Raw genomic sequence first — 11,806 nt, 5'->3', positions numbered from 1 at the left:
TGTTGTTCTGGTTGTCCGTCGCGGAGGCGCCGGGCGCCCCTCAGATCCCGATCCCGTCGACGCGGATCGTCTCGGCGATGCCCTCGACGAGGCTGCGTCCGGGCAGGTTGGCGCCGGGCCGGGCGAGCTTTCCGGCGGCGAAGGCCAGCGCCAGCCGGGCGGTGCCCGCCATGTCGAGCCCGGCATGGAGGCCGGCGACGAGCCCCGCCACCAGCGCGTCGCCGGCGCCGACCGTGCTCGCCACCCGGATCGCCGGGGCGCGGGCATGCAGCACGCCGCCCTCCCACACGAACAGCGCCCCCTCCGGCCCGAGCGAAACGACGACGAGGGGGATGCCCCGCTCGCGCAGGGCCGTCGCCGCCCCGGCGACGGAGGCGATGTCGGGGAGCGGCCGGCCGGCCCATTCCTCCAGCTCGTGCCGGTTCGGCTTGATCGCGTAGGGCAGGGCGTCGGGCTCGGCGGCGAGCGCCGCGGCAAGCGCCTTGCCGGACGCGTCGAGCACCACGCGGGCGCCGCGCGCCTTCAGCTCGCGCGACAGCGCGGCGTAGAGATCCACCGGCAGGCCGGCGGGGAGGCTGCCCGCCAGCACCGCGAGGCCGCCGGCCTCGACCAGTTCGCGCAGCACCGCCCGCACCGTGGCGAGGTGGCCCGCGCTCACGGCGAGCCCCGGCAGGTTGATGTCGGTGGTGGCGCCGGTGCCGGCGTCGAGGAGCTTGAGGTTGGTGCGGGTCTCCCCCGGAATCCAGACGAAGCGGTCGTCGATGCCCTTGGCCGCGAGCAGCTCGTTGAAGGGGGCGGCGTTGTCCTGGCCGAGCACGCCCGTGGCGGCGACGGGCAAGCCCCAATCGGCGAGGCAGCAGGCGACGTTGACGCCCTTGCCGCCGGCATCGACCCGCACCGCGCTCGCCCGATGGACTTCGCCGGGACGCAGCGCGTCGAGGGTGACGGTCTCGTCGATGGCCGGGTTCAGGGTGAGGGTGACGACGGGCCTCACGACGCGGCTCCGTCCAGCGCCCGGACGCCGGCGGCGTCCTCCTGCTCGCAGGCCCGCTCGGCCAGCGCCCGAAGCTCCGCGAGGCTCGCCGCGCGCAGGCGCGCCTTCACCGCCGGCAGGTCGCGCGGGGTCATGGAGAGCTCGTGCACCCCGAGCCCAGCGAGGAGCCCCGCGCCGAAGGGCTCCCCGGCGATGCCGCCGCAGACGCCCACGAAGCGGCCGTGCCGCGCCGCGCCCTCGCAGGTCATGCGGATGAGACGCAGCACCGCCGGGTGCAGGCTGTCGGCCTCCGGCGCCAGCTCGGTGTTCTGGCGGTCGATGGCGAGCGCGTACTGGGTGAGGTCGTTGGTGCCGATGGAGAAGAAGTCGCAATGCCGGGCGAGCGCGTCCGCCTGGATGGCGGCGGCGGGCACCTCGATCATGATCCCGAGCGGCACCGGCGGAGCGCCGATCTCGGCGCGGATGCGCTCGCAGACCTCGCGCAGCCGCAGCACCTCCGGCACCGATGTGATCATCGGCATCATGATCGAGAGCGGCGCGTCCTTGCCCGTGGGCGCACCGGCCGGGACATGGTCCTTCGCGGCGCGGTAGAGGGCGCGCAGCTGCGGCTCCATCAGGTCGGGCCGGCGCAGCAGCAGGCGGGCGCCGCGCACCCCGAGGAAGGGGTTCTCCTCATGCGGCAGGCGCAGGTGCGCCACCTGCTTGTCGCCGCCGATGTCGAGGGTGCGCACGATGAGCGGGCGCCCGCCGAGCGCGCTCAGCATGGCGGAATAGGTCGCGTACTGGTCGTCCTCGGAGGGCGTGTCGCCGCGCTCCAGGAACAGGAACTCGGTGCGCATCAGGCCGACGCCCTCCGCGCCCTGGTCGAGGGCGAAGGGCACCTGCTCGGGGTTGTTGACGTTGGCGCCGATGGCGACCGCATGGCCGTCCGTGGTGCGGGCGGGCAGGGCCCGCTCGCGGGCCTCCTCCTCGGCCCTGGCACGCTGCGCGTCGCGCCAGGCGGAGGCCGAGGCGAGGTCCGCCTCGCTCGGGTCGAGATAGAGGCGGCCGGTGCCGCCGTCGAGGACCGCCGTGGTGTGGTTGCCGAGCGCCATCAGCCCGGCCCCGCCTGCGACGATTGCCGGGATGCCCAGCGTGCGCGCCAGGATCGCCGTGTGCGAGCTCGGGCCGCCCTGGGCCGTGGCGAGCCCGATCACGCGGGACGGGTCGAGCCCGGCGGTATCGGAGGGGGCGAGGTCGGACGCGATCAGGATGCAGGGCACGTCCGGCAGGTCGTGGCCGCTCTTGAGCGAGGGGTCGATCTGGGCGAGCACCCGGCGGCCGACGTCGCGCAGGTCCGCCGCGCGGCCGGCGAGCACCGGGTTGCCGAGCGCCGAGAGCTGGCCGGCCAGGCGCTCGACGGCGGCGTTCCAGGCGAAGGCGACGCCGTGGCCCTCGACCATGAGCTGGCAGGCGAGCGTGATGAGGTCGGTGTCGGCGATCAGCTCCCCTTGCGCCCGGAAGATGCCGGCGTCGCCCTTGCCGAGGCGCCGCTCGGTGTCGTCGGCGAGCGCCTTGAGCTGGTCTCCGGTGGCGGCGAGCGCCGCGTGCAGGCGGTCCCCGGCGCTGGTCAGCGGCTCCGGCTCGTCCGGCACCGCGATCTCGGCGCTGGCGAGCACATGGATCGGGCCGATGGCGATGCCGGGGCTGGCGCCGATGGCGGCGACCGTGCGGGGCTTGTCGGCGGGGTTCCAGCCGGCCACCGGACCGGACGCCGCCTCGGCCGCCCGCGCGGCGGCCTCCGCCGAGCGCTGGGCCGCCGCCTTCTCCCCGGCGCTGAGCCCGGTGACGCAGGCGCAGATGCGGGCGAGCGCCCCGGCCTCGTCGTCGCCCTCGGCCGAGATCGTCACCTCGTCCCCGCAGCGCAGGCCCAGTTGCAGCAGGGAGATGAGGTTGCGCGCATCCGCCACCTGCGCCCCGGCGCGGACCTGGATGCGGGCCTGGCACTCGCGGGCGACCTCGACCCAGCGCGCGGCGGGCCGGGCATGCAGGCCGGTGGGATAGTCCACCGTCCAGTCGAAGCGCTGGCGCAGGTCCGTCGCCGGGCCGGAGGCGCCGGGCCGCGCGGCGTCCTCCTCAAGCGCGGCGGCGATGTCGTCGGCGTCCTGCGTGCGGCGCAGGAGATCGAGCCGCGCCTCGTCCTGGATCAGGCGGGTGAGGCGGCGCAGCACCGTGATGTGAGTGTCGGACTGGGCGGCGATGGCCACCACCAGATGGGCGACCTGCCCGTCGTGCCAGAGGATGCCCTCGGGGATCTGGAGCACGGCGAGACCGCTCTCGCGCACCATGTGGCGGTCGTCGACCATGCCGTGCGGGATGACGACCCCATGCCCGAGGAAGGTGTTGGCCACCTCCTCGCGTCTCAGCATGCTGTCGAGATAGGCGGGGTCGATGCAGCCCGCCGCCACGAGGAGCTGCGCCGCCTCGCGGATCGCCGCCTCCTTGCCGGACGGGTTCGCCCCGGTGCGGATGAGCAGGCGCGGCCTGTGCGAGGGTGTCCGTGCGAGCATGGCGTGCTCCTCCCGGTATCGATGGTGCGCCATTTGGCTTGAGCCGACTGAAAACGTTTTCAGTTCCGATGTCAACGGCAACCGGCGATATTGTGCAGGACAGCGTCTTGCCGCTCCGGGGGGAAGCTGGCAGAACCGGGGCATGATGCTGAAAACGTTTCCCCCGAGATGGCCTGCGGAAGCCCGCGCGGAACCCCGGAGCCGACTCGCGGGGCGGCGATGAGCGTCGGCATCCGCGACGTCGCCCGCGCGGCGGGGGTCTCCACCGCGACGGTCTCGCGGGCCCTCGGGCGGGGCCCGGTGAGCGAGGCGCTGCGAGCCCAGGTGGAGGCGGCGGTGCGCGCCACGGGCTACCGCCCGAACCTCTCGGCCCGGCGCCTGCGCTCGCAGGAGACCCAGACCGTCGGCCTCGTCGTCGCCGATATCCGCAACCCCTTCTTCACCGCCGTGAGCCGCGCGGTGGAGGACGCCGCCTACGCGGCGGGCATGCGGGTGATCCTGTGCAACACCGACGAGGACCCGGACCGCGAGGCGATGTACCTGCGCCTGATGGAGGAGGAGCGCGTCACCGGCGTGATCTTCGCGCCGACGCGCGCGACGGCGGAGATGCTCGCCACGGAGGCGCTCCCCTTCCCGGTGGTTTTCATCGACCGCGCCGGGCCGCCCGGCGGCCATGACAGCGTCGTGCTCGACAACGAGGCGGCCGGCGCGGCGCTGGTCGACCATCTCGTCGCGGAGGGATTCCGCCGCATCGGCGGCCTGTTCGGCTCCACGAGTTCCACGGCGCGGGAGCGGCTGTCGGGCTACGCGGCGGCGATGGCCCGCCACGGACTGGCCGCCGCCGCCCGCACCGTCCCCCCGAACGCGGCCGCCGCGGAGGCCGAGGCGCGGGTCTGGCTCGCCTCGCCCGAGGCGCCGGAGGCGCTGGTGCTCTCCAACGGCCTGATCCTGATGGGCGCGCTGCGGGCGGCGCGCGCCCTGGGGCTCTCGGTTCCGGGGAGCCTGGCGCTCGCCGGCTTCGACAACGAGCCCTGGACCGAGCTGGTGGAGCCGGGGCTCACGGTGATCGAGCAGCCGGTGGCCGAGATCGGCGCGCAGGCGATGCGGCTGCTCTTCGACCGGCTGAAGGAACCAGACCAGCCGGTGCGCAAGGTGGTGCTCAGCGGGCGCGCGGTGCTGCGCGGCTCGTCCCGGCGCCGGGGCTGAGCCGGGACCTCACGGGATCGTTTGCCGGATCCGCCCGAAAGGCGGCGGCGGCCGGCGGACGGAAGGTCCGGCGCGCACTATATCGCACGCGACCGGTCCGCCGACGCCGCGCGCGGGACCGGAGCGAGGAAGCGCCGCCATGAACCGCCGTCTCCTGATCCTCCTCGGGGCGGCGACCGCCCTCCACGCCGCCGTCCCCGCCCTGGCCGGGGAGACCGCCCCCTACAGCGACGCCGCCTTCGCGGCGGCGCAGGCGGCGGGCAAGCCGATCCTCGTCAAGGTCAGCGCGCCCTGGTGCCCGATCTGCAAGGCGCAGAAGCCGATCCTGGAGAAGCTCGCCGCCGATCCGCGCTTCAAGGAGCTCGTGATCCTCGACATCGATTTCGACAGCCGCAAGGACGTGCTCAAGCGCTTCGACGCGCGCTCGCAGAGCACGCTCATCGCCTACAAGGGCGACAAGGAGGTCGGCCGCTCGGTCGGCGAGACCCAGCCCGAATGGATCGAGGGGCTCGTGGAGAAGACGCTCTGATCGCCGTTTCCGGCCGATCCGCTCCGGAGACACCTCGCGGCGATGTCCGGCAGATCGCCGACCCGCCAGCCGGCATCCTCCAGGCGCCCGCGCCAACCGATGCCCTCGCCGTCGAGGCCGCCGATGGCGAAGACCGCCTCCCGGCGCATCACCACGCAGACGCCGCGCCACCCGCCCGCATCGCCGGCCTGATGGCTGTCGTCCGAAGGAGCCGGCCGCGCACCGATGGCGCCGAGGTCGGGATGCGCGTCGAGCCGGGCGGCCATGGCCGCCACCGCGTCGGGATCGGTGAGCAGGACGTCGGGGCTCAGAAGCAGCAGGTAGGCGCCGCGCGAGGCGGCAAAGCCGATGGCATGGGCACCGGAAACGCCGTGGTTCTCGCTCTGTACGATGAGCCGAACCTCGGGGAAGCGCGCGGCGATCAGCTCCGGCGTGCCGTCGATCGAGGCGTTGTCGATCACGATCACCTCGCAGCCGCGTCCGATCCGGCTCTCGGTGACGAGGGACAGGCAGGTGCCGACATCGTCGCCCGCGTTGTCGGTGACGATCAGGATGCTGAGGCCGGTCGCAATCATGGTGGCGAGCCCTTCCGGGTGGCGGCATCGCGCTCGGCAGCCTAGAGAAAAACAATCCTCGGTTGCATAACGCGCAAAAACACAATCATTGGCTTCGATTAACGAATCTTGAACCGCGCCGCTCCAGCCCGTCGCGGCGAGATGCCTGGAAGCGGGCAGGCGGCGTAAGGTGGCCCCAAGAGCGGACGCACGGCCGATCCGCGGGGATAGGAACGCCATGGACAGGAAACCCGTCGTCGTCGCCGTCGCCATCACCGGCTCGGTGCCGCGCAAGAGAGACAACCCCGCCGTCCCGATCACGGTGGCCGAGCAGATCGAGTCCACGCAGCAAGCCTTCGAGGCCGGCGCCAGCCTCGCCCATATCCATGTCCGCAACGACGACGAGAGCCCGTCCTCGGACCCGGACCGCTTCGCCGCCGTCCAGGAGGGCCTGCGCAGGCACTGCCCCGGCATGGTGGTGCAGTTCTCCACCGGCGGGCGCGGGCGCGATCCGTCGGCGCGCGGGCTGCCCCTGCGCCACCGGCCGGACATGGCCTCCCTCTCCACCGGCTCGGTGAACTTCCCGACGATCGTCTACGAGAACCCGGCCTCCCTGGTCGACGAGCTCGCGGGCCTGATGCGCGAGCACGGGGTGCGGCCCGAGATCGAGATCTTCGACCTCTCGCACCTGCACGGCGCCCTGCGCCTGAAGGAGGCCGGGCTGATCGGCCCGCGCCCTCACGTCCAGTTCGTGATGGGCGTGAAGAACGCCATGCCGGCCGTCGAGCGCCTGCTCGACACGCTCCTCGCCGAGCTGCGCCTCGTCCTGCCCGAGGCGACCTGGACCGCCGCCGGCATCGGCCGCGAGCAGGCGCGGGTCATGGACTGGGCGCTCGCCCGCGGCGCGGATGCCGTGCGCACCGGGCTCGAGGACAATGTCCGCGTGTCGAAGGACAGGCTCGCCGCGAGCAACGCGGAACTCGTCGGCCTCGCGGTGGAGGCCGCCGCCCGCCACGGCCGCCGCCCCGCGAGCCCGGCGGAGGCCCGCGCCATGCTCGGCCTGGCGAGCGTGGCCTGACCACGCGGAGACCGGCACGCCGGAAACCGTCCGTTAACGCCGCGCCTCCACCTTGGGTTGTGTAAAGCAATTTATGCAACCCTATCCGGAGGCCGGCGATGATGCGACGCAGGATGCGCCTCGGAGCGCAAGACGGTTTCCGCGCCTGCCTGCGCGGCAGCTCGGCGGTGGAGTTCGCGCTGGTGACGCCGGTGCTGCTGGTCCTGCTCGCGGGCATCCTCGCCTTCGGCATCTTCCTCGGCGCCGCCAACACCCTGCGCCAGCTCGCGGGGGAGGCGGCGCGCGCCTCCGTCGCCGGCGTCACCGATGCCGAACGGGCGAGCCTCGCCCAGCAGCGCGTGGCCAACAGCCTCGCCTCGGGCTCCTTCTTCCGACCGGGCAGCATCGACGTGCAGGTCGGCCCCGACGCGGGCGATCCGACCCTCTACACCGTCACCCTCAGCTACGACGCGTCGGCCCTCGGGATCGGAACGCTCGCCAAGCTGGTCCCGCTGCCGTCCCAGGCGATGCGCAGCACCGTCAGCGTGCGAAAGGGCGGGCTGTGACGGGCCGCCGGCCCGGAGCAGGGCCGTTCCGCCTTCCGCGCCTGGGCCCGGGGGATCGGCGCGGGTCCGTGACGGTCCTCTTCGCGGTGGGCGCCACCGGGCTGATGGGCGCCGCCGCCCTCGGCATCGATCTCGGCCTGCTGTTCCAGACCTCGCGCCGGGCCCAGGCCGCCGTCGACATCGCCGCCATGGTGGCCGCCGCCAATCCCGCCGGCGCCGACGCCCTCGCCCGGCGCTCGCTCGCCGACAACGGCTTCGGATCGGCCACCATCGGCATCGTGCCGGGCCGCTACGCCGCCGATACCGGCGCGAGCCTCGCCAACCGCTTCCAGCCCGGCGGGACGCCGGCGAACGCCGTGCGCATCGTGCTGGCGACCACGGCCAGACCGCATTTCGCCCGCGTGCTCGGCCTGCCGGCGGAAGTCGGCATCCGCGCCTCGGGGGTGGCGGCGCAGGCGCAGTTCGCCTCGTTCTCGGTGGGCTCCGGGCTCGCGAGCCTCGACGGGGGCATCGCCAACGCCGTCCTCGGGGCGATGCTCGGCACCCGGCTCACCCTCTCGGCCATGGACTATTCGGCATTGCTGTCGGCACGGGTGGACGCCTTCCGCTTCCTCGATGCGCTCTCGACGGGCATCGGCCTCCAGGCGGCGAGCTATTCGGAGGTGGTCGCGGCCAATGCCAATGTCGGGCAGATCCTGACCGCCCTGCGGGTGGCCGTGCAGGGACAGCCGGGCGCCAGCGCCGCACTCGGCGCGATGATCGGCGCCCTGCCGGGCACGACGCCCCTGGTGCGGGTCGCCAACATCGCCGATCTCGGCGATTCGGGCGCCCTGGCCCCGTCGCGCGGCACCGCCGGCCCCATGCTCGGCCTGATGGATCTCGTCTCGGCGACGGCCTCCGTGGCGAACGGCGCGCGGCAGGTCTCGGTGGATCTCGGCGCCTCCGTCCCCGGCCTGCTGCGGACGCAGCTCACCCTGGCCATCGGCGAGCGGCGGCAGGATTCCGGCTGGGTCCAGCCCGGCGGAAGCAACGCGACGGTGCGCACCGCCCAGACGCGGCTCCTGATCGAGACCACGCTGAACGCGCCCCTCGGCCTCGGCACCCTCTCGCTCCCCGTCTACGTGGAGGCGGCCTCGGCCCAGGCCACCCTGCGCTCGGTGACATGCCCGTGGTCGAGCCCGAGCCAGCGTTCGGTGGCCATCGACGTCCAGACCGGCGTGGCGAGCCTCGCCATCGCCAACGTGGCGAAATCGGCGATCACGGCGACGGGCACGGGGCCGGACCTGAGCCGGCCCGCGCCCCTGCTGGCCCTGCTCCTGCCGCCGCTGAGCGTGAACGGGGGCGCGCGGGCGAGCATCGGCGGCTCCTATGCCCGGACGCTCACCTTCTCGGACGACGACATCACCCGGCACACGGTCCGCAGCGTTTCGGCCACCGGCCTGACCGGCTCCCTGACCCGAAGCCTCCTCGACGGCATGACCCTCGACATCAACGGGCTCGGGATCTCGCCGCTGCTCCAGCCCGCCCTGTCGGCGACCCTCGGGGCGGCGGCGCCGCTGATCGATTCGGTGCTCGACGCGACGCTGCGGACCCTCGGCATCCGCCTCGGCAACGCGGATGTCGCCGTCGACGGCACGCGCTGCGACCAGGCCGTGCTGGTGCAGTGACCGCCCCGGCGCGGGTGTATTTTCTTCAGGTGTGCCTGGCGACCTCCTGGCCGAGCCGCAGCAGCAGCATGTCGACGAGCAGGCGCAGCTCCGAGTTCGCGACCCGGTCGATGGCCTGGCGGCAGGACATGGCGGAGGACACCGCCTGATCGAGGGCGTCCTCGCGCGAGACGACGGGCGCCTGGGCCAGGACCGCTTGGGCGAGGGCCGCCTCGTGAAGCGCGGGCTCCGTCGTGTCGATGACGATGCCCATCCCGTGGGTGGGCTTGCGCCGGTCGTCCTGGAAAACCCGGCCGCGTTCGACGATGGAGCGGCTCTCCCCGGTCGCCGAGACCGTGCGGTACTCGGCTCCGAACGGCCCCCCGAGCCGGGTGATCAGGCCGAAGCGGCGGGCGTGGCGGATCCGGTCGGTCGGGATCACCCGCGCGCGCGCAGCCTCCGGCGTGAGCGTCAGCCCGGCGAGCGCCCCGTCTCCGGCGAGGACCTCCGCCGCTCCCTCGTCGAGGGTAAACCGCCCCGTAGACGCCGACCAGAACCAAGTTCCCACGACGCCGGATGCTGAGAGGTTCGCACGGAGATCTTCGGGAGGGTCTCTCAGGCGATCGAGGCCAGAAACATACATTGGTGAAGCTCGACCGGAGAGCGCGTTATGCCTGATTCGCAATATCTAATATTATCGCGCAAGGGGTCAACCTGAAAGAAACTCCCTGCGGCATTATCATGCATGCCGCATGCGAAATATCATCCCATTTGCGAAATCAGGGTCACGGCACCGAAGACGAGCACCGCCATCACAACCAAAGCGAGAAGAATCAGCGACGCACGCGATTCCCGCATCTCGGGCGGCATCGGCCGATCTCTCCCTGAGGTTGCGCCGCCGGAGCGGTCGGCTCGGGAAATTGCACCGGCCGCCCCGAGTTGTCGAGCGGGCATCGTCCCGTATCGCGCCCTCAGCCACCGCGCGACGACAGGGTCCGCCCATCGGGGACGCCCGCCGGGAGGCGGCTGACCGCCAGGGCGACGAGGACGTTCAGCCCCAGCGCCAGGAAGCCGACATTCACGTCCTGAAGGGGCGCAGGCAGGAACGGAAACAACCCGGCGACGGTGAAGCCGCCGGCCACCGTCACGGCCACCGCGCCGACGCCGGCCGCGATGCCCGCGAAGGCGCCGCGGGCGGTCAGCGGGTTGCGGGCCAGCAGGCTCGCCACCATGGCCGGGAAGAGCTGGGTGACGAAGTTGTATCCCATCAGCAGGAGCTGCACGATGGTGTCGCCCCCGTGCAGCGCGAAGCCGACGCAGACGAGCGCCAGCACCGGCACCGACCGCTTGGCGAGACGCGCCGTGGAGACGTCCGTCGCGGCGGGGTTCAGGGGCCGGTAGAGGTTGTTGGCGAACAGTGTCGCCCCCGACATCAGGATCATCGAGCCCGGCACCAGGGCGGTGAGCACGCCCGTCGCCCCGATGATCCCGACGAACCACGGCGGGAAGGTCTGGAGAGCCAGCTTGAACAGCGAGAGGTCCGCCTCGGCGCCCTTGAGGCCCGGCACCTGGAGCACCGCCGCGAAACCGCAGAGCAGCACGAACATCAGGATCAGCTGGTAGAGCGGCAGGATCACGGCGTTGCGCCGGAAGGTGCGCGGGTCGCTCGCGGTGTAGAGCGAGGCGAAGACATGGGGCCAGGCGTAGCCGCCGAGCGCCGTCAGCAGGGTGGTCGAGGCGAACCAGACGGGGCTCTGCCCGCGCTCGGGCAGGGCCAGGAAGCCGGGCTTGGCCGCCTCGATGGCCCGGAACATCTCCGCGTAGCCGCCATAGTAGTGATACGGCAGGTAGAGGCCGAGGAAGACCACCACGAACAGGATCAGCAGGTCCTTGATCGCGGCGGTCCAGGCGGAGCCGCGCACGCCGGAGACCACCACGTAGACGGTGACGCCGGCGGCCCCGATCCAGATCGCAGCGGTGGAGGAGACCGCGCCGTAGGAGGCGGTCGAGACGATGATGCCGAGCCCCTTGAGCTGGAGCACCATGTAGGGGACCAGCGCCACCAGCCCCACCGCCGCCACCAGCATCCCGAGCGCCCGGCTCTCGTATTTCGCCGCGAAGAAATCGGGCTGCGAGAAGAGGTTGCGGGCCTTGGCGTAGGTCCAGATCGGCGGCAGCAGCCAGTAGGAGGTGACGTAGATCAGCGCCAGATAGCAGAGGATGTAGTAGGACGGCCCCCCCTTGCCGTAGGCGAGCCCCGAGCCGCCGAGGAAGGCGAAGGTGGTGTAGATCTCGCCCGCCATCAGCAGGAAGACGAGCAGCGTGCCGAAGCCGCGCCCGCCCACGGTCCACTGCTCCAGGCTCATCTCCCGGCCGGACCGGGCGCGGATGCCCAGCGCCAGCGCTCCGACGAAGGCGAGCGCGATGATGAGGAGGGCGACGCTCATCGTCCCTCGCCGCCGGCGCGGTTGGCGGGATCGGCGAGATAGATGATGCCCATCACGGCCGAGGTGCCGATGACGCAGAACACCAGCCACGCCATCAGCAGCGGCAGCCCGAGGACGAAGGGCGTGACGCGATTGAGGAAGAACGGCCCCACCAGCATGCCGAGGAAGGGCAGCAGCGCCAGCCAGCGCAGGTATCTCATGCGGTTCTCGTCCGGTCCGGCCTGAGGGGTACAGCATGGACGCGAGAGCGTCCGCCGT

11 protein-coding genes are annotated in these 11,806 nt (G+C 72.6%); 5 read left to right on the top strand and 6 right to left on the bottom strand.

Annotated features, from left to right (window positions below; all coding sequences use genetic code 11):
- Nucleotides 1–40 precede the first annotated feature (40 nt).
- Together pfkB and ptsP are read right to left on the bottom strand one after the other, a co-directional pair.
- The gene (gene pfkB, locus ACP56T_RS08680) at nucleotides 41–994 is read right to left on the bottom strand and encodes a 1-phosphofructokinase (protein WP_430911750.1); all 954 of its coding nucleotides are present in this window, start codon (nucleotides 992–994) and stop codon (nucleotides 41–43) included.
- The gene (gene ptsP, locus ACP56T_RS08675; protein ID WP_430911749.1) at nucleotides 991–3,543 is read right to left on the bottom strand and encodes a phosphoenolpyruvate--protein phosphotransferase; all 2,553 of its coding nucleotides are present in this window, start codon (nucleotides 3,541–3,543) and stop codon (nucleotides 991–993) included. The genes pfkB and ptsP overlap by 4 nt, the downstream gene beginning before the upstream one ends.
- Before the next feature lie 219 nt (nucleotides 3,544–3,762).
- Here ptsP and ACP56T_RS08670 point away from each other — a divergent pair, with 219 nt between their 5' ends.
- Nucleotides 3,763–4,749: a LacI family DNA-binding transcriptional regulator gene (locus ACP56T_RS08670; RefSeq protein WP_430911748.1), complete on the top strand. Its 987-nt coding sequence runs from the start codon at nucleotides 3,763–3,765 to the stop codon at nucleotides 4,747–4,749.
- A gap of 139 nt (nucleotides 4,750–4,888) precedes the next feature.
- Nucleotides 4,889–5,278, top strand: coding sequence for a thioredoxin family protein (locus ACP56T_RS08665; RefSeq protein ID WP_430911747.1), 390 nt, complete (start codon nucleotides 4,889–4,891; stop codon nucleotides 5,276–5,278).
- Here ACP56T_RS08665 and ACP56T_RS08660 read toward each other — a convergent pair.
- On the bottom strand, nucleotides 5,194–5,853 hold the full coding sequence (locus ACP56T_RS08660; protein WP_430911746.1) for a glycosyltransferase: 660 nt from the start codon (nucleotides 5,851–5,853) through the stop codon (nucleotides 5,194–5,196). The two genes, ACP56T_RS08665 and ACP56T_RS08660, sit on opposite strands and share 85 nt — an antisense overlap.
- A gap of 217 nt (nucleotides 5,854–6,070) precedes the next feature.
- Between ACP56T_RS08660 and ACP56T_RS08655 the strand changes: the two genes are divergently transcribed.
- The 3 genes from ACP56T_RS08655 (at nucleotide 6,071) to ACP56T_RS08645 (ending at nucleotide 9,122) form a co-directional block, all read left to right on the top strand.
- Nucleotides 6,071–6,910 carry a 3-oxoadipate:acetyl-CoA acetyltransferase gene (locus ACP56T_RS08655; protein ID WP_430911745.1) on the top strand — a complete coding sequence of 280 codons (840 nt, stop codon included), beginning with the start codon at nucleotides 6,071–6,073 and terminating at the stop codon, nucleotides 6,908–6,910.
- 98 nt (nucleotides 6,911–7,008) lie between these two features.
- A complete protein-coding gene (locus ACP56T_RS08650; protein WP_430911744.1) occupies nucleotides 7,009–7,455 on the top strand; it encodes a TadE/TadG family type IV pilus assembly protein in 447 nt (148 codons plus the stop codon).
- Between the two features lie 68 nt (nucleotides 7,456–7,523).
- Nucleotides 7,524–9,122 (top strand): TadG family pilus assembly protein, encoded by a 1,599-nt coding sequence (locus ACP56T_RS08645; RefSeq protein ID WP_430911743.1) that lies wholly within the window; start codon nucleotides 7,524–7,526, stop codon nucleotides 9,120–9,122.
- Nucleotides 9,123–9,147: 25 nt separating this feature from the next.
- On the opposite strand, the gene ACP56T_RS08640 is transcribed toward ACP56T_RS08645, so the two are convergent.
- The 3 genes from ACP56T_RS08640 to ACP56T_RS08630 form a co-directional block, all read right to left on the bottom strand.
- Nucleotides 9,148–9,669 (bottom strand): PAS domain-containing protein, encoded by a 522-nt coding sequence (locus tag ACP56T_RS08640; RefSeq protein ID WP_430911742.1) that lies wholly within the window; start codon nucleotides 9,667–9,669, stop codon nucleotides 9,148–9,150.
- A 403-nt stretch (nucleotides 9,670–10,072) separates the two neighbouring features.
- The gene (locus ACP56T_RS08635) at nucleotides 10,073–11,548 is read right to left on the bottom strand and encodes a sodium:solute symporter family protein (RefSeq protein WP_430911741.1); all 1,476 of its coding nucleotides are present in this window, start codon (nucleotides 11,546–11,548) and stop codon (nucleotides 10,073–10,075) included.
- On the bottom strand, nucleotides 11,545–11,748 hold the full coding sequence (locus ACP56T_RS08630) for a DUF3311 domain-containing protein (RefSeq protein WP_430911740.1): 204 nt from the start codon (nucleotides 11,746–11,748) through the stop codon (nucleotides 11,545–11,547). Before ACP56T_RS08630 ends, ACP56T_RS08635 begins: the two co-directional genes overlap by 4 nt.
- Nucleotides 11,749–11,806: the final 58 nt, after the last annotated feature.

Source organism: Methylobacterium endophyticum, from assembly GCF_050591105.1.
GTDB lineage: Bacteria > Pseudomonadota > Alphaproteobacteria > Rhizobiales > Beijerinckiaceae > Methylobacterium.
The sequence above is the reverse complement of the archived record's forward strand: the minus strand, read 5'-3'. Positions and strand labels throughout refer to the sequence as shown.

Excerpts from the sequence above, each read along its gene's own strand:
- ptsP (WP_430911749.1), bottom strand. The coding sequence starts at position 3,543 with ATGCTCGCACGGACACCCTCGCACAGGCCGCGCCTGCTCATCCGCACC.
- ACP56T_RS08635 (WP_430911741.1), bottom strand. The coding sequence starts at position 11,548 with ATGAGCGTCGCCCTCCTCATCATCGCGCTCGCCTTCGTCGGAGCGCTG.
- ACP56T_RS08670 (WP_430911748.1), top strand. The coding sequence starts at position 3,763 with ATGAGCGTCGGCATCCGCGACGTCGCCCGCGCGGCGGGGGTCTCCACC.
- ACP56T_RS08665 (WP_430911747.1), top strand. The coding sequence starts at position 4,889 with ATGAACCGCCGTCTCCTGATCCTCCTCGGGGCGGCGACCGCCCTCCAC.
- ACP56T_RS08650 (WP_430911744.1), top strand. The coding sequence starts at position 7,009 with ATGATGCGACGCAGGATGCGCCTCGGAGCGCAAGACGGTTTCCGCGCC.
- ACP56T_RS08630 (WP_430911740.1), bottom strand. The coding sequence starts at position 11,748 with ATGAGATACCTGCGCTGGCTGGCGCTGCTGCCCTTCCTCGGCATGCTG.
- ACP56T_RS08660 (WP_430911746.1), bottom strand. The coding sequence starts at position 5,853 with ATGATTGCGACCGGCCTCAGCATCCTGATCGTCACCGACAACGCGGGC.
- ACP56T_RS08655 (WP_430911745.1), top strand. The coding sequence starts at position 6,071 with ATGGACAGGAAACCCGTCGTCGTCGCCGTCGCCATCACCGGCTCGGTG.